This window comes from Pseudescherichia sp. (genome assembly GCF_031998825.1).
Taxonomy (GTDB): domain Bacteria; phylum Pseudomonadota; class Gammaproteobacteria; order Enterobacterales; family Enterobacteriaceae; genus Pseudescherichia.
Genome location: NZ_DAMACX010000028.1, coordinates 40,100 through 56,366, shown reverse-complemented (window position 1 = coordinate 56,366; position 16,267 = coordinate 40,100). Strand labels below are relative to the sequence as shown.

The following is a 16,267-nucleotide window of genomic DNA, read 5'->3' as shown; positions in this document are numbered from 1 at the left end:
GCTACCGTTCATGATCCTGCCGGTGCAGGCGGCGCTGGAGCGACTTCCGCCGTCGCTTCTGCAGGCCTCGGCGGATCTCGGCGCGCGTCCGGCGCAGACCTTCCGCCACGTGGTGCTCCCCCTGGCGATCCCCGGCGTGGCGGCAGGGTCAATCTTCACCTTCTCCCTGACCCTTGGCGACTTTATTGTTCCGCAGCTGGTGGGTCCGCCCGGCTTCTTCATTGGCAACATGGTCTACTCCCAGCAGGGGGCGATTGGCAACATGCCGATGGCGGCGGCGTTTACGCTGGTTCCCATCGTTTTGATTGCCCTCTATCTGGCGCTCGTGAAGCGCCTGGGAGCGTTCGATGCACTCTGATCGCGCACCGCTGCTACTGAAAATAGCCGCCTGGGGCGGGGTGGTTTTTCTTCACTTCCCGCTGCTGATCATCGCTATCTATGCCTTTAATACCGAAGATGCCGCCTTCAGCTTTCCGCCCCAGGGCCTGACGCTGCACTGGTTCACTGTGGCAGCAGTGCGGAGCGATATTCTCGATGCGGTGACACTGTCACTGAAAGTGGCGGCGCTGGCGACCCTGGTGGCGCTGATACTTGGCACGCTTGCTGCTTGTGCTCTCTGGCGCAGCCAGTTTTTTGGCAAGAGTGCTATCTCACTGCTGCTGCTGTTGCCCATCGCGTTGCCGGGCATCGTGACCGGGTTGGCGCTGCTGACCGCATTTAAAACAGTAGGGCTGGAGCCAGGATTTCTGACCATCGTGATTGGCCATGCCACTTTCTGCGTGGTGGTGGTCTTTAATAACGTTATTGCCCGCTTCAGGCGTACCGCCTGGAGCATGGTGGAGGCATCAATGGATCTGGGAGCCAATGGCTGGCAGACCTTTCGCTACGTGGTGCTGCCGAATCTTGGCTCGGCGCTACTGGCGGGCGGGATGCTGGCCTTTGCCCTGTCGTTTGATGAGATCATCGTGACCACCTTTACTGCCGGACACGAGCGCACCCTGCCGCTGTGGCTGCTGAACCAGCTGGGCAGGCCGCGCGAAGTGCCCGTCACCAACGTGGTGGCTCTGCTGGTAATGCTAGTGACAACCCTCCCCATTTTGGGTGCCTGGTGGCTGACCCGCAGAGGCGAGAACGCCTTTGGCAATGAGAAATAATTGACCCTCAAACAGGATATGATTATGCAAGATCAACTGTTAATTAATGGCGAACTGGTAAGCGGCGAAGGTGAAAAGCAGGCGGTCTACAATCCCGCCACCGGTGAGGTGCTGCTGGAGATTGCCGAAGCGTCTGCCGCTCAGGTGGACGCCGCCGTGCAGGCTGCCGATCGTGCCTTTGCCGAGTGGGGCTATGCGACGCCGAAAGTCCGCGCCCAGGCGCTGCTCGATCTCGCCCAGGCAATTGAGGATAACGCCGAGGCGCTGGCCCAGCTGGAGTCCCTCAACTGCGGCAAGCCGCTGCACTGCGTGATTGGGGATGAGATCCCTGCCGTAGTTGACGTCTTCCGCTTCTTTGCCGGGGCGGCGCGCACCCTCAACGGCCTGGCGGCGGGTGAATATCTGGAGGGACACACCTCGATGATCCGCCGCGATCCGGTGGGCGTAGTGGCATCGATTGCGCCCTGGAACTATCCGTTGATGATGGCCGCCTGGAAGCTGGCTCCTGCGCTGGCCGCGGGCAACTGCGTGGTGATTAAGCCGTCGGAAATTACCCCGCTCACCGCCCTGAAGCTGGCGGAGCTGGCGAAGGATATCTTCCCGGCTGGTGTACTCAACGTGCTGTTTGGTCGGGGTAAGACCGTGGGCGATCCGCTCACCGGCCACGAGAAGGTACGGATGGTCTCCCTGACCGGCTCGATTGCCACCGGAGAGCATATCATCGGCCATACCGCATCGTCGGTGAAGCGCACCCATATGGAGCTAGGCGGCAAAGCACCGGTCATTGTCTTTGACGATGCCGACCTCGATGCGGTGGTGGAAGGGGTGCGTACCTTTGGCTACTACAACGCGGGCCAGGACTGTACCGCCGCCTGCCGCATCTATGCTCAGAAGGGTATCTACGATGCGCTGGTAGAGAAGCTGGGCGCGGCGGTGGCAAGCCTGAAGATGGGCGCGCCGGATGATGAGAGCACCGAGCTGGGACCGCTCAGCTCTGCAGCGCATCTGGAGCGGGTCACGCAGGCAGTGGAGGCGGCGAAAGCGCTGGGGCATATCAGCGTCGTGACCGGGGGCGCGAAACGCGACGGCGCGGGCTACTATTTCCAGCCGACGCTGCTGGCAGGGGCCAGGCAGGAGGATGATATCGTCCAGCATGAAGTGTTTGGTCCGGTGGTGAGCGTGACCGCGTTTGATGATGAAGAGCAGGTGCTGGGGTGGGCTAACGACTCCCGGTACGGGCTGGCCTCATCGGTCTGGACCCGCGACGTGGGCCGGGCGCACCGGCTAAGCGCCCGTCTGCAGTACGGCTGCACCTGGGTCAACACCCACTTTATGCTGGTGAGTGAGATGCCGCACGGCGGGCAGAAGATGTCCGGCTACGGCAAGGATATGTCGGTCTACGGCATCGAGGACTACACCGTGATTCGGCATGTGATGATTAAGCACTAGGGTAGGTTTAGGTGGCTGAAACAGCAAGGGATGCCGTTCCAGCCACAGTTTATCTTTTATTCTGGCCGCTAACGGACGACACTGGGCCATAGGCAAGATTAAACTTCGGAGGGTTCAATAAGTTCATACTTTTTAGGTCATTAATCATGAATTTTTGCCGTGGCGAGCAAACCATAGCCGACAACGATATAACCTGTTCAATCAATCTTGAATTGGGCATGTTGTTATTCCCCCTGTGAGAGTAGCTCCACGCTATCACTCTTGTGCGGCAATGTCATCAGCCAAAGATGACATTACGATTATCTCTTTTTGCACCTTGAATCTAAATTCCGTCAACATCTTATCTATTTCTCTAAGATCTTCTGTTAGTTGTACGTTATCCGTAAAGTCCTCTATTTGAAGATTGAGATCGTTTCTAAGCGTATTAATACCTATAAATCGCCCATGTGAATGCCCGCGCCTGTTATCGCTAAGAGCCACTGCGATATCTTCGGCCCTGGCGATTTTATCTTCCTGGGTTACAGGTGCTTGAGTGGTTTCTCGTACGTTCCAGTTACGAAATTTGTATTCAACAAGCCATTTCTTTAACAGATCTTTAGACAGCTCCCTGGCTTGCTCGTAGCGTCTGAGCTGGGCTAAATCTAAGTTATTAAGCATCATTAATTCAGCCTGCGTAACCTGTCCGGTATGCGATTTGTTAATAACTTCCTCGACTTTATCCAGGTATCCAAGAGCAGGTACCCACTTACCGTCAGGTGACTGGACCTGTGGATCAATCGGACCCAGCGAAGAAGCATAATCCATATAAATTTTATCACCAGACATGCACCAAATCGTACCAGCAGACATGGCATAGTTAGGGACAATAAAATAGACCTCCTGATAAAAATGCCTGGTTATTTCAACCATTTTTTCTACAGACTCGACAGAGCCACCGCCAGTAGAAAGTATTATGACAAGAGAGCTTCTCTGTTTCCTTTTTGCTGCCCGGCCAATGCCTTCAAGTACCGGTTGATAGATCTGTTTAGCCCATTCTGTAATTCCTCCATAGTACACAATGACATCTGAGTCTGGAAAGTGAACGTTTTTTAATTCATCAATTTTAAAAGCGATAAAGCCTTCAATTGTGTCATCTATATTGCTCAAAATACTCTCCGCAAATATCATGATTATAAATATTATTTAAATGAATGTGATTGGCAGGCTGAGGTCGCTGGTATTCAGGAGGGTTATATATATTTAGGGCCTCACCCTAACTGCTATGCCGATAATAGGGTTTGTTTAAATTAGCGCAAGTTGATCTTTGTGAACCAGGCACTTGCTCGAGAGTTTCTTTAAAAAATACCCTTTTGCTCGTTAGTGGACCAAAACTGCACCGCCGCCTGCCTGCTTTGCTCTTCTTTTCGCCTTTCGCCCCCGACATAATCGACATGTCCGGTTTCCCTCACTTGCGCAGGGATAAAGCTTGATTTACATCAATAAAAAATGCATATTGCGCGCGTTTTATTCTATTTTGAGCAAATGTCGGCTATGACCCTATACCAAAAAATGCTGGTCTTCTACGCCGTGATGGCGACGATCTGTGCACTCATCACCTGGTTTCTGTCAAAGGATCGCAAGCGGATCCGCTTCCTGTGCGCGTTTCTGATCGGCTCAACCTGGCCGATGAGCTTCCCGGTGGCGCTGCTGATTTCACTGTTCTAAGCGAACAGGTGTAAAGAGATTTCCCCGGCGCGCGCTGCGCCACCGGGGGACAGCTGTCAGGGCAGAAGCGCCCGCAGCGTTTCGCGCTGGGCATCCGTCACGTCAGACGGGTGCTGATAACCAATGTTCTCGTTGCTGCGGGTATAGAGCGCCACCAGCCAGTCATAGACGTAGCGGGTAGCGGCATGAACCGGCTGCTCCCCCAGTCTGGTCAGTCTGCCTTCGGTGTGGGCAGGCGCGTCGGTGCTGAAGATCGCGCTGCCTTTCTGGATGCGGCTGGCCGGACGCTGGCTTACCGCGACGTCGGCATAGCCAAGCCAGGCGATCAGGTTGCCAATGGCCGCATGCAGCTGCGCTGCGCAGGCGTTATCCCGCTGCATCAGCGTTTGCAGCTGCCCGGCAAGATCGAGGCGGTAGCTGGTGGTAATGATGGTGTCTGCCACCTGGCGTAGCGCCGCAGGAGTCATGCCCAGCCGGTTGGCGCTCTCCGCGCTGCGGCTCCACTGGCGCAGGTGGTTTACCCACATGGCATGCGCCTGTTGACCCGCATCCCGCGCAGCGCTGGCGCGCTCCGGCGTCTCCTGCGCATCGGCAAAGAGATCGATCGCCTCGTTAAACAGGCCGCTCACCTTCTCCTCTCGCGGCAGCTGCACCTTCCACAGGGCGTCAAACTGCTTCATCTCCGGCAGCAGACCCTCTAATAGCTCACCGTGGCGTCCGGCCTGACCCTGTAACTCGCGGATGGTCGCCTCAGCGCGTGCGCGGCGGGCATCGGCATCTTCCGTCAGCGGCAAGAGCAGGGGCTGCATCAGATCGCGCAGCGTCTGGTGATGGCGCTCGCGGAGGGCGTTCAGTCGGCTAACGCGCAACGACGGCGCGGTGGCCTGGGAGAGCCACTCAATCAGCCGTTGCAGGCTGCTGGCGTCCAGCGCCTGCAGAGTTCCCCAGCGCTGGCCGGGCTTGCCCAGCAGCTGCTGGACGGTTTCGTCCAGGTTTAGCGAGGTGGTAAACCGCGCATCCTGTGGCGTAATCGCCCATACCAGCCCCGGCAGCGCCGTCTCCTGGCCCGACTGCGTCTCCTGCACCCAGTTCAGCAGAGCTTTGGCCGTCGCGGCGGTTTCACTGCGCTGCGGCGTGGCGTTGCAGATCATCAGTACGTCCGGCTGCAGCTGCTGACGATAGCGCTCCAGCAGCCAGCGGCATTTGCTGTGCCATAGCGGGCGCTCAGGCAGCGCCGCCGGGCAGGGAATATCCACAATATCGACCCCGTCCAGCACGCCTTTATCGATGCAAAGCACCAGCTCGCAGGCCAGCAGCGACAGGGTGGCGAGAGGAATGCTCACCGCGTTTTGCAGCGCGTCTTTTGACAGAGGATGAACCACCACTTCAGCCTGCGCTTCAATGCTCCCTGCCGCCAGCGGGTTTAAAAAGCCCTCGGTCGGCAAGGCAAAGTTATCTACCAGCAGGCTTAGCGGTGCGGCCAGCTCGGCGGCGTTGCCGGTCTGGTGCAGAACGTGCGCCAGAGCCAACCACTGCTGGGTCAGCTCCTGCTGCTCACCCCACAGCAGCGACCAGGCGCTGGCCCGGGCGCGCAGGTCCAGGGAGGGGATCAGAGTGGCGAACTGGTGCCACAGGCCATCATCGATCTGCTGCTTTGCGGCAGGCACGGTGGTACGCCAGAACGCGGCGACAGAGGCCACCTCTTCAGCGGTGATGCCTGCCACCGGGTGCGGCTGACGCAGCCCGCGCCAGCGGTTAAGGCGATCTTCAATCACCGCCCGGTCGACGAGATGACGTTCCTGCTGTCCGGCGGCATGGGCAATAAATACCTGTACCAGCTCGGCCTCGCTAATCAGACGCAGACGCAGGGGAAATGCATCGTCAACGCGCTGATCTTGGGTCGTGAAGCGCAGCGCCATTCCGGTAAGGGCATGGCCAGGATTGATATGGCTCAGGTAGTCGAAGCTCTTCTCTCCGGCCTTAACGTTCACCCGGCCGCTGCCGCTGCTGCACAGGGCGGTAAGCAGGTGGGCCTTTGCCGCCTGGGCGTGGCCGTAGAGGCCTACGGTGCGGGGCTGGTTAGCCGCGCGCGCCAGCACGCTCTCATGAGCGGCCGCCGCGGTCAGGCGCAGCAGCAGGGCGTCGGCATCATCGTTAAGCAGCGGAGCGTGCTGGCGGGTCTCATCTATCCATGCCATTAATGCCTGGGAGGTTTTGCTCAGATCTCTCATTTCAGGTACACGCTCCCGCTGTCAATCCAGTAGTGGCTGCCGCTGTGGCGGCGATCGGCCAGGGTATTCAGTTTAAATGTTAATGCATCGGCAGCTACCGGCGTACCGTCCTGCAGCCAGGCCTCACTCAAGGTGAAGGCTTCCGGCCCAAGCGCTTTGCTGCCGCCGGTCAGGGCCAGCCGCACGTTGAGCACCCCGTCTCCGGCGATGGCTTTCGCCAGCTCCGGCGAGTTGATGCTCAGGGTATAGAGCGGCGTGGCGGGCCAGCGGGCGTTGGCCAGCTGACGGAAGCCCAGCGTGACGTTGCCACGCAGCGGGAAGTGCAGGCGGGCATCCAGCTTCGCCCCTGACCTGTCCAGGTCGATATCCTCGTACCAGACGTTCTCTTCGCGCAGGGTATTGACCACGTTATCGAGCACGCCAAGATAGCGCACGGTGGAGTAGGCCCCGATATCCGCCGCTTTAAAGTTGAAGCGCGGCAGGCGCAGATCCAGCGCCAGGCTGCACAGCATCGCCCCGACGGCGGCGGTAGATTTCGGGTTGCCGATCCGCCCCTGCTGGTTAAAGGGATACCACTCATGCACCCGGTACTTGTCGAGCCACACCATGCGGTTGACCGGCACCGGCTGTAGATGACGGATCAGCGCCTGTACGCCCGGCAGACAGCCCGGACGCCCGGTAACCAGCAGTACGTCACAGGCGTAGTGGGAGATGGCTTCACACACCGCATGGATCGGCGCGGTGAGGGTAAACTGCCCGCCGAGCATCGCCGCCTGCAGATCGCTGAAGTTTACCTGCAACGGCACGGCGAAGAGGTCGAACTCAGCAGAGCCGGCAGGCAGGGCGTGATCGATCGCCTGCTTCAGGTAGCTCATGACGTTGCGCGTCGGCTGCTGGGTAAGCAGTTCGCCAAAGGTGGCGTGCAGCCCCGCCAGCGGATCGTTGATGTCGCTGCGCTCCCAGGCCGACAGGATCGCATGCCCAATTGGCATAAAGAGCTGGAGCGTCGTCTGCTGGCGCAGTACTGCCTGGGTGTCGATGCGGCCGGAATCGCCGAACAGCGTCGCCATCAGCGCGGCGGCGTCGGCAATGCCCGATTTTTGCAGCTGGGTTTGCAGAGCGGGCAGCACGCAGCGCTGGATAACATCCAGAAGAATGTCGTCGCCTGCCACCTTAAACCCTTCCCGGAACAGCAGGTGTGGGGTGATCTTGACGTTGCTGCCGGTGCCGTCATCCAGCTGGTAGTGGACAATGGCCATGTCGGTGGTGCCGCCGCCGATATCAATCGACGCGACCCGCAGGGCGCGACCTGGTTTTTCATCCGGTGCGCCGGTGCGGTCCGGGCGGGCGAGGGAGGCAAAAAAGGTCTCCGTCTGCCCGGCGTAGTGGGAGATCGCTTCGTTATAGAGCCAGACCAGCTGGCCGCAGCTGGCCTCGTCCCACTCCATCTGGATCTGCGGGACGGGCACCACGCTCTTATCGCGCTGTTTGCTGCTGGAGAAATCCTCATCCTGCGGGTGCCAGCCCATCGCTTTCCAGACCAGGGCGATGGCTTCAAACATGCGGCGGCGGAAGATCTCCCGCTCCTGCTTCGGCATCGCCGAGGGCAGGGTCAGGATAATGGTACGCAGCTGGCGCGGCGAGGCCGGGAAGCCGAGACGCAGACGCGTCGCCACGCTGTTGATCTGTCCCAGGGCCTGGGCCAGCAGCTCGCACAGCATGTGAGTCATCAGGGTGCTGCGGCTGTACTGAGGAGAGAAGACCGGCAGACGCTCATCCAGCGGCAGGGTGTAGAGCGGCTGGCCGTCATCGTTCATCAGGTTCATCAGCGGGAAAGCGGTCGCTAACGGCTCGCGCTGGGACTTGCTGTTCATCTGGCTAAAGCGCCAGTCCTGTAGTACCGGGGTCTCATCCCACAGGTAGCGGCGCGGGCTGGAGATGCCGCTGTTGCCTTCGGTGCCCAGACGCTGCATCGCCAGCTTGCGGGCCTCGTCGCCGACGCGGACGATTGAGGGCCAGACGAAGGCGTCTTCGCGCCCGCTCTCCACCGAGAAGTGCTGTTTGCCGAAGCGCGCCTCGGAGAACTCCAGCCGGCTGGTGAACATCGGCTCGTTCAAAAACTGCGGCTCGCTCAGGGAGCGCACCTGCAACTCCGCCGTCTGGCGCAGGCCATCGTTAGCATCGCCCTGATCTTCAATAATGACGCCGCAGGTGTGGGTGTTGCCGACGTCGAGGATCAGATCCACCGGAATGGCCGGGGTGCTCAGGGTATGGGTAACGATTTTAACTTCTGGAACGGTCAACTGCTCGCCCAACAGCGTGAGCAGGTTGAGCCAGTGGGCCTGGTACTCAAAGCCGCGCAGGGCCTGAGCAATATCCCGCTCGCTGCGGTTTTCGACGCTGGTGGCGTAGTGCAGGAACGCCTCGCGCAGCCAGCCGTCAATCCAGGTCTGGTCGAGAAAATCAAACACCTCATCGTCGCGCCACGCCAGCGCAAAACGGGTGCCGTTAAGGATGTCATTGGTGGCCGGAGCCAGCGCCGCAGGAGAGAGATCGTTGATTTGGCTGTCCAGCGCCAGGGTAACGCGGTGGGTGTTGCCTGCGCTGTCCGGCTCGGCCAGCTTGCGGATCTGTACCCTGGCCCAGTTATCCGGACCTTCCACGAAGGTACGCGGTGGGTTAAAGCGCAAGAAAGGTATCGGTAGCCAGACGCCGTCCAGTACCGCCAGCGACTCCAGCAGCGGCAGGGTGCTCTCCGGCTTAACCACCTCGGGCTGGCCGCCGTCGCGCCCAGGCAGCGTATAGCGGTTGTTAATCAGATCGTAATCGAGGCGCAGCAGCGGACCGTTAGCCGTTTTGCGGACAAAGCGTCCGCTCTGTAACGAGGCCTGCGGCGTCAGGCCAAAGTCGAGGAACTGCACGCCGCTGTTGGCAATCAGCGTGACGCTCTGTTTGTAATCGCAAAGATTAACCAGCATAAGATCAGGAACCTGTTTTTCTGAACGTCAACGGGACAATGGTTTTGGCATCATACCGGGCTGTGCACTGAGCAACGTCGCTGGTGCCTGCGGTGCAGGCGATCTCCGGCATTGGGTAGCGGGAGCCATCGCTGCAGCGCGCGTGACCGCGGCTTTTAATCATCAATACGCCGGTGTCGTGCAGGCCGGAGAAGAGCTCGGCCCGGCAGACAATATTTTTCCCCTGCACCAAGCGGGCGGTGCCTTTGTTATTCTGGATCTGGAAGCGCAGCGTAGGCGGCTTACCGGTGACTTCATCTTTAATATCCAGCATCACGCGCCAGCTGCCGTTGAGAAAACGGGTGCTGCCCGCTTTGACCTGGTTGGCATCCATCACCAGCGCGTCTTTGGGAATAGCGGTAATAGTCGGCTCGCTGGATTTCTCCACCACCGGCGCGGGCGGTGCTTTGGCCGCAACTACCTCAGCCTGATGCAGCGGCAGCGACGCGGTCAGCACCGGCGCAGGCTCTACGCTGAGAGGGGCGGGCGCGATGGCCTGCGGAGCAGCGGGTTTCGCGGCGGCTGTGTTTGCGACTGGAGTAGGTTCACTCCCCGCAGGCTTCTGCGGCCAGAGCAGCGGGGCGGCAACGGCGGCGACCACCACGGCGGCTACCGGCAGCGCCCACAGGCCATAGCGGCGCTTGTTAGTTGCTGGGGTAGCCTCAACGGCAGCAGCGGGAGCAACCGATACAGGCTGGGGTTCAGGCTGCGGCGGTCCGGGAGGCTGTTGGGTGGTTATCTCCGGCACGGCGACCAGCAGCGGCTCATCGGCTCTGCTGAAGGTTGCCACGGCCGGCGCGTCCTCTTCCTCGTCGCGCTCTTCCGGCATAACGATAGCCGGGGCGGGCGGCTCCTCTTCCCGCAGGCAGGCAAGAACGTCCTCGCGTGCGCTCTCATTGAGATCAACAAAGCCCCAGAAGGTAATCACCGGCTTGCCATCCACCAGGAAGACGTGGTTCACGCCGGGAAACTGCAGCGCTTTCGCCAGCAGGGAGCCAAACAGCTGCTGGGCCGTTTTCGGCGACTGCAGGCTTTTCCGGCTTAGGGCCGCGGCGCTGTCGAGTGTGCTCTCCAGAAAGCGCAGGGCACGGAAGCGAGACTCGTCGTCTGCCGCTTTCCAGCTTACCGCCCGGCCCTCAACGGGGGAGTACCAGTCCACCCGATCGCCGTCGTCGTTGATCTGCGGTATGGCGAGGCAGTCCACCATCGCCTGCTGTTTACGCAGACGCAACGCTTCACGAATTTGCAATGCCGAATCAAAGACGGCCTGGCCGCCGCCGCCAACGGCCTGAAAATCATCCAGATCGCCGCTGCGCAAGAGAGTTTTTGCCACGTTTTCATCCCATAGACTTCTTCACGCCTCTACTTTACGAAATGTAATAGCAAGCAAACGGTGGAAGAGAGGCTAAAAGCGGTGAATTCTCGTGGCATTGCACAGACGCTTTTCGCTTGACGTTTCAGGAATGACTTAAGGCAAACTAAACGGTGGGGAAAGGCGAAGAAATCAGCAAATTCAGCTGCTTTGGCATAACCTGATAGTGATTCGTTATTTGCCTCTCTTTGGCTGCTATGCTGAGATCACGTTTCAATAAAATAATAAGGTTTTAATTATGTTTTCAGGAAATCTGTCTACCGGCAAAACGCTGCTCGCGCTGGCGCTCAGCACGCTTATACCCACCAGCGCGGCCTGGGCGGCGGCAAAAGATACCATCATTTACTGCTCCGAAGCCTCTCCGGAATCCTTTAACCCGCAGATCGCCAGCTCTGGCCCCAGCTTTGTCGCCAGCTCGCAGACGCTCTACAACCGTCTGATCAACTTCGACCCGGTAAAGAATACGCCGGTGCCGTCGCTGGCCACCAGCTGGACGATCTCCCCGGACGGTAAAACCTATACCTTCACTCTGCGCCAGGGCGTTAAATTTAACAGCAATAAATTTTTCAAGCCGACCCGCGACTTTAACGCCGATGACGTGATCTTCTCGGTGCTGCGTCAGAAAGATGCTAACCATCCCTATCACAACGTCTCTCAGGGTAACTACGAATACTTCAACGATGTCGGCCTCGACAAGCTGATCAAAGAGGTGAAGAAGGTCGATGACTACCACGTCCAGTTTGTGCTGAACGAACCGAACGCTGCATTCCTTGCCGACTGGGGCATGGACTTCGCCTCGATCCTCTCTGCGGAATACGCTGACGCAATGCTGAAAAAGGGCACGCCGGAGAATGTCGATACCTGGCCAATCGGTACCGGTCCGTATGCGCTCCAGCAGTATAATCGTGACGCGCTGATCCGCTATATCGCGAACCCGAACTACTGGGACGGTGAGGTCCCGACGAAGCATCTGATCTTCTCTATCACGCCAAACGTTGAGACGCGGCTGGCGAAGCTGCAAACCAACGAGTGCCAGATCATTCCTGCGCCGTCTCCGGTTCAGTTCGACGTGATCAAAAAGAACAAGGATCTGGCTCTGCACTCGGTGGATGCGTTGAACGTCGGCTATCTGGCATTCAACACCGAGAAAAAACCGTTCGATAACGTGCTGGTGCGCCAGGCGCTGAACTATGCCACCGATAAAAACGCTATTGTTAACGCCGTCTTCTTAGGCTCCGGCACGGTAGCAAAATCGCCGCTGCCGCCGAACATGCTTGGCTTTAATAAAGACCTTAAGGATTACCCCTACGATCCAGAGAAGGCCAAAGCGCTGCTGAAACAGGCGGGTCTGGAGCAGGGCGCGGAGGTCACGCTGTGGTCAATGCCGGTCCAGCGTCCCTATAACCCGAACTCGAAGCGTATTGCCGAGATGATCCAGAGCGACTGGGCGAAGGTAGGCGTAAAGGCCAAAATCGTCTCCTACGAGTGGGGCGAATACCTCTCCGGGATGCGCAAAGGCGAGCATGACTCGGCGCTGTTTGGCTGGATGTCCGACAACGGCGATCCGGACAACTTTGCCGACGTGCTGCTGGGCTGCGACAGCATTGAAACCGGCTCCAACGCCGCACGCTGGTGTGATAAAACCTATGATGGGCTAGTGAAAAAAGCGAAGCTGACCTCCGTGCCGGAGGATCGCGCTAAGCTCTACTCTCAGGCGCAAGAGGTGTTCTATCAGCAGGCGCCGTGGATCGCCCTGGCAAACGGTAAAACCTTCTATGCCACCCGCAGCAACGTATCCGGGTATAGTGTTAGCCTGATGGGCAGTGATTTCTCAAAAGCCAAAATCAACTAACAGACACAGGAGAGGATATGTCGCATTTGGAAGAGGTTGTCGCACGCGTAGATGCCGTTATCAAGGAGAGCGTGATTGCGCATATGAACGAGCTGCTGGTCGCGCTCAGCGATGACGCAGCGCTGAGCCGGGACGATCGCTACGCCCAGCAACAGCGCCTGCGCAACGCCATCGCCCACCACGGACGGCACCACAAGGAAGAGCTGGAGGCGCGCCGGGAGCAGCTCACCAAAGATGGCGTTATTCTCTAACCGTAAACGCCGGGCGGCGCAGACGCTTGCCCGGCCTACGCCACTACGCAATTACCACTGGCGTCTGGCCACTAACCACGCGCCAATCACCAGCAATACCGCTCCGCATACCGGGCCGATCAGCGCCCTAAGCGGTACGCCGTGGCTTTTCACCAGATCCATCACCAGACCGCCAATCAGCTGGCTAGCGACCAGCACCGCAATAGTCGTGGCCGCCCCCACATACTGATAGCCGCTAATGCTGGCAAAAACAAAAAATGAACCGAGCAGGCCGGGGATCAGCGTCCACCAGCGCACCGTTGCCGCCAGCTCGCTAAACCCGGCCAGGCCATATTTCATCAGCAGAATTGAGACAAAGAGGACAATACCCACCAGCGAGTTGAGCAGCATCGCAATCAACACGGTGGAGGAGGACTGGGTGATGCGCACCATCAGCGTGTTTTGTACTACCAGCCCGATACCCGCTGCGGCCAGGAACAGCAGGGTCAACGACGAGTTCATGCGATAGCGTCCGGTTCGCTGCGATCGTCCAGCTGCAGCTGCATAAAGGTGAGATCAAGCCAGCGACCAAACTTGGTGCCGACCTGCGGCATCTGGGCGGTGGTCACAAAGCCCAGCTTCTCATGCAGATGAATAGAGGCCGCGTTCTGCGATTCGATCCCGGCAACCATCACGTGCTTACCGATGCGTTTTGCCTCCTCAATCAGGCGGACCATCAGCGCCTGGCCCAGACCTTTCCCCTGATGATCCGGGTGAACATAGACCGAGTGCTCTACCGTGTGGCGGAAGCCGTCGAAGGCGCGCCAGTCGCCGAAGGCCGCGTAACCAGTGATCTCACCGTTCTCTTCGCTGACCAGTACCGGGTAGCCCATGAGGGTACGGGCCTCAAACCAGGCGATACGGTTGTCAGCGTCAACGGTCTGGTCGTTCCAGATAGCGGCAGTGTGGAGAACGGCGTGATTGTAGATAGCAGCGATAGCGGCGCAGTCGTCTTTGTCCGCGTAGCGAATGGTCATGCTTAAAACCTCAGAGAATATGCACGGAATAGTCTGTTATGAATACTATTACATGACGCAGAATGTCAAAGCAAAGAGAGACGTAAGACGCTACGCTGAAAGGATGTTTAACCGTCGAAGGAGACTACCGTGAGTCAAGAACAACAGCGTAACCGCCAGTGGCTACTGGCTTCCCGCCCGCATGGCGCGCCGGTTGCTGAAAACTTTCGCCTCGAAGAGAGCGATATTCCCACGCCAAAATCCGGCCAGCTGCTGCTGCGCACCGTCTATCTCTCCCTCGATCCCTACATGCGCGGACGCATGAGCGATGAGCCCTCCTACGCCGATCCGGTTAACATTGGCGACGTGATGTGCGGCGGGACGGTGAGCCAGGTGGTCACTTCTGAGCATCCGGATTATGCCGAAGGGGAGTGGGTTTTAGGCTACGACGGCTGGCAGGCGTATGCCATATCGAACGGCGAGGGGCTGGTCAAGCTGGACAAGAGCCTTGAGCACCCCTCCTGGGCGTTGGGCGTGCTGGGGATGCCCGGCTTTACCGCCTACATGGGTCTGCTGGACATTGGTCAGCCTAAATCAGGTGAGACGCTGGTCGTTGCGGCGGCAACCGGTCCGGTCGGCGCGACGGTTGGGCAGATTGGCAAGATCAAAGGCCTGCGGGTGGTGGGCGTCGCGGGCGGCGAAGAGAAGTGCCGTCACGCCGTCGAGACGCTGGGCTTCGACGCCTGTATCGATCATCACGCCGATGACTTTGCCGAACAGCTAAAAAACGCCTGCCCGCAGGGAATCGATGTCTATTATGAAAACGTCGGGGGCAAGGTGTTTGATGCGGTGCTCCCGCTGCTGAATACCGCTGCCCGGGTGCCGGTCTGTGGTCTGGTTAGCGGCTATAACGCCACCGATCTGCCGCCGGGACCGGATCGCCTGCCGCTGCTGATGGGCACGATTTTGAAGAAGCGTATCCGGATGCAGGGATTTATCATTACCCAGGATTACGGCGACCGTATCGACGAGTTTCAGCAAGAGATGGGTAAATGGGTTCAGGAGGGCAAAATTCACTATCGTGAGCAGATCGTTGATGGTCTGGAAAATGCGCCGGAAGCATTTATCGGTCTGCTGGAGGGTAAGAACTTCGGCAAGGTGGTCATTCGTGTAGCCAGCGACAAATAAGGTTAAGCAGCACTAAAATGCTTAATAAAAAATCAGGCAATTTTATCAATTATTGTCTTTAATTAAGCATAGCTACATCAGCGAAGCGTAAGTTTCGCTGATGTATATTAATATGCATAATTAATAACTTTTAGTTCTAACGTTTTGCGTTAATCCAATACCAGGCATCTCTATACCTACTATATCTTATGGTTCGTGTGCGAATAATCACACGATTGGGTGAAAAGTAATAAGTATTCGACAGGACATGAATATGCTTGATTTGGAAAAAGCGCAGCGTCTGAGCCTCACTCAGCAGGTTGAAGTTAGTTTAAAAAATGCATTAATCGTCGGTGCGCTCAAGCCAGGCGCACGGCTGATTACAAAAGAAATTGCTGACCAGCTCGGAACCAGTATTACCCCCGTGCGCGAGGCGTTATTACGTTTAGTCTCCTCGGGCGCGCTGCATGCCACTCCAGCGCAGGCTTTTTTGGTTCCGGAAGTGAGCCAGCAGACCCACCGTGAGATAACCGAAATACGTAAGCAGCTTGAATCAATGGCCGTCAGTGCTGCCTGCAGTAAAATGACCGATGAGAAACTTGGACAGCTGCGGCTGCTGGCTAATACCTTTAACGAAGCCAGACTGGGTGGGAACGTGGAACAGGCGTTGCAGGCCAATCGAAGCTTTCGCTTTCGCCTTTACGAATATGCTGAGATGCCGACGCTGCTATCGCTGATCGAGCAACTGTGGGTGCGCATTGGGCCTTGCTTTAATCACCTCTATCCGGTCTCTGAAGAGTTGGCTCACGGTCATCATGATTATGTTGATCTGCTGGATGCCCTGGAGAGGGGCGATAGCGATGCCAGCCAGAAGTCTATTCTTTGCGTCATTGATATGGGCGTGAACATTGTGCAACCGCAATTTAAAGGGGCACCTTAGCTCCTTTGGTAAGATTGCTTGTAACGGCTTCCCTGAGTAGTTTGCATCAGGGAAGCATCACCGTCACATTTTCACTATTCTCTCTGCCGATCGCGTTAATTACCCTCCGCCATTGCCGATAACCCTTTTATGCGC

14 protein-coding genes are annotated in these 16,267 nt (G+C 58.1%); 8 read left to right on the top strand and 6 right to left on the bottom strand.

Annotated features, from left to right (window positions below):
• From RTP97_RS13850 to patD, 3 genes are all read left to right on the top strand, one after another.
• Positions 1 to 358, top strand: a 358-nt coding sequence (locus RTP97_RS13850; protein ID WP_312414587.1) for an ABC transporter permease subunit, incomplete at its 5' end; no start/stop codon positions are given.
• The gene (locus tag RTP97_RS13845) at positions 348 to 1,154 is read left to right on the top strand and encodes an ABC transporter permease (RefSeq protein ID WP_312414584.1); all 807 of its coding nucleotides are present in this window, start codon (positions 348 to 350) and stop codon (positions 1,152 to 1,154) included. The genes RTP97_RS13850 and RTP97_RS13845, both read left to right, overlap by 11 nt.
• Positions 1,155 to 1,178: 24 nt before the next feature.
• Positions 1,179 to 2,603, top strand: coding sequence for an aminobutyraldehyde dehydrogenase (gene patD, locus RTP97_RS13840; protein ID WP_312414582.1), 1,425 nt, complete (start codon positions 1,179 to 1,181; stop codon positions 2,601 to 2,603).
• Positions 2,604 to 2,858: 255 nt separating this feature from the next.
• Here patD and RTP97_RS13835 read toward each other — a convergent pair whose 3' ends face one another.
• Positions 2,859 to 3,749, bottom strand: coding sequence for an SDH family Clp fold serine proteinase (locus RTP97_RS13835; protein WP_312414580.1), 891 nt, complete (start codon positions 3,747 to 3,749; stop codon positions 2,859 to 2,861).
• Positions 3,750 to 4,133: 384 nt separating this feature from the next.
• Between RTP97_RS13835 and RTP97_RS13830 the strand changes: the two genes are divergently transcribed.
• On the top strand, positions 4,134 to 4,307 hold the full coding sequence (locus RTP97_RS13830; RefSeq protein WP_072015224.1) for a GhoT/OrtT family toxin: 174 nt from the start codon (positions 4,134 to 4,136) through the stop codon (positions 4,305 to 4,307).
• Positions 4,308 to 4,363: 56 nt separating this feature from the next.
• On the opposite strand, the gene RTP97_RS13825 is transcribed toward RTP97_RS13830, so the two are convergent.
• From RTP97_RS13825 to RTP97_RS13815, 3 genes are read right to left on the bottom strand one after another with little or no spacing between them, the layout of a single operon-like run.
• A complete protein-coding gene (locus RTP97_RS13825) occupies positions 4,364 to 6,538 on the bottom strand; it encodes a virulence factor SrfC family protein (RefSeq protein ID WP_312414577.1) in 2,175 nt (724 codons plus the stop codon).
• A complete protein-coding gene (locus RTP97_RS13820) occupies positions 6,535 to 9,516 on the bottom strand; it encodes a virulence factor SrfB (protein ID WP_312414575.1) in 2,982 nt (993 codons plus the stop codon). Before RTP97_RS13820 ends, RTP97_RS13825 begins: the two co-directional genes overlap by 4 nt.
• Positions 9,517 to 9,520: 4 nt before the next feature.
• Complete coding sequence (locus RTP97_RS13815) at positions 9,521 to 10,888, bottom strand: SrfA family protein (RefSeq protein WP_312414573.1); 1,368 nt, start codon at positions 10,886 to 10,888, stop codon at positions 9,521 to 9,523.
• Positions 10,889 to 11,180: 292 nt separating this feature from the next.
• Here RTP97_RS13815 and RTP97_RS13810 point away from each other — a divergent pair, with 292 nt between their 5' ends.
• Both RTP97_RS13810 and RTP97_RS13805 read left to right on the top strand, forming a co-directional pair.
• On the top strand, positions 11,181 to 12,779 hold the full coding sequence (locus RTP97_RS13810; protein WP_312414591.1) for an ABC transporter substrate-binding protein: 1,599 nt from the start codon (positions 11,181 to 11,183) through the stop codon (positions 12,777 to 12,779).
• Between the two features lie 17 nt (positions 12,780 to 12,796).
• Positions 12,797 to 13,030, top strand: coding sequence for a DUF2526 family protein (locus RTP97_RS13805; protein ID WP_312414570.1), 234 nt, complete (start codon positions 12,797 to 12,799; stop codon positions 13,028 to 13,030).
• Between the two features lie 51 nt (positions 13,031 to 13,081).
• Here RTP97_RS13805 and RTP97_RS13800 read toward each other — a convergent pair whose 3' ends face one another.
• Together RTP97_RS13800 and RTP97_RS13795 are read right to left on the bottom strand one after the other, a co-directional pair.
• Positions 13,082 to 13,531: a DMT family transporter gene (locus RTP97_RS13800; RefSeq protein WP_312414568.1), complete on the bottom strand. Its 450-nt coding sequence runs from the start codon at positions 13,529 to 13,531 to the stop codon at positions 13,082 to 13,084.
• On the bottom strand, positions 13,528 to 14,046 hold the full coding sequence (locus tag RTP97_RS13795) for a GNAT family N-acetyltransferase (protein ID WP_312414566.1): 519 nt from the start codon (positions 14,044 to 14,046) through the stop codon (positions 13,528 to 13,530). The genes RTP97_RS13800 and RTP97_RS13795 overlap by 4 nt, the downstream gene beginning before the upstream one ends.
• Positions 14,047 to 14,175: 129 nt before the next feature.
• On the opposite strand from RTP97_RS13795, the gene RTP97_RS13790 reads away from it, so the two are divergent.
• Positions 14,176 to 15,213, top strand: coding sequence for an NADP-dependent oxidoreductase (locus tag RTP97_RS13790; protein WP_312414563.1), 1,038 nt, complete (start codon positions 14,176 to 14,178; stop codon positions 15,211 to 15,213).
• Positions 15,214 to 15,466: 253 nt separating this feature from the next.
• Positions 15,467 to 16,132: a GntR family transcriptional regulator gene (locus RTP97_RS13785; protein WP_312414561.1), complete on the top strand. Its 666-nt coding sequence runs from the start codon at positions 15,467 to 15,469 to the stop codon at positions 16,130 to 16,132.
• Positions 16,133 to 16,267: the final 135 nt, after the last annotated feature.

What these genes read in the sequence shown, in the direction of transcription:
- RTP97_RS13820 (WP_312414575.1), bottom strand. Translation starts at nt 9,516, where the DNA reads ATGCTGGTTAATCTTTGCGATTACAAACAGAGCGTCACGCTGATTGCC.
- RTP97_RS13845 (WP_312414584.1), top strand. Translation starts at nt 348, where the DNA reads ATGCACTCTGATCGCGCACCGCTGCTACTGAAAATAGCCGCCTGGGGC.
- RTP97_RS13830 (WP_072015224.1), top strand. Translation starts at nt 4,134, where the DNA reads ATGACCCTATACCAAAAAATGCTGGTCTTCTACGCCGTGATGGCGACG.
- RTP97_RS13825 (WP_312414577.1), bottom strand. Translation starts at nt 6,538, where the DNA reads ATGAGAGATCTGAGCAAAACCTCCCAGGCATTAATGGCATGGATAGAT.
- patD (WP_312414582.1), top strand. Translation starts at nt 1,179, where the DNA reads ATGCAAGATCAACTGTTAATTAATGGCGAACTGGTAAGCGGCGAAGGT.
- RTP97_RS13785 (WP_312414561.1), top strand. Translation starts at nt 15,467, where the DNA reads ATGCTTGATTTGGAAAAAGCGCAGCGTCTGAGCCTCACTCAGCAGGTT.
- RTP97_RS13795 (WP_312414566.1), bottom strand. Translation starts at nt 14,046, where the DNA reads ATGACCATTCGCTACGCGGACAAAGACGACTGCGCCGCTATCGCTGCT.
- RTP97_RS13805 (WP_312414570.1), top strand. Translation starts at nt 12,797, where the DNA reads ATGTCGCATTTGGAAGAGGTTGTCGCACGCGTAGATGCCGTTATCAAG.
- RTP97_RS13800 (WP_312414568.1), bottom strand. Translation starts at nt 13,531, where the DNA reads ATGAACTCGTCGTTGACCCTGCTGTTCCTGGCCGCAGCGGGTATCGGG.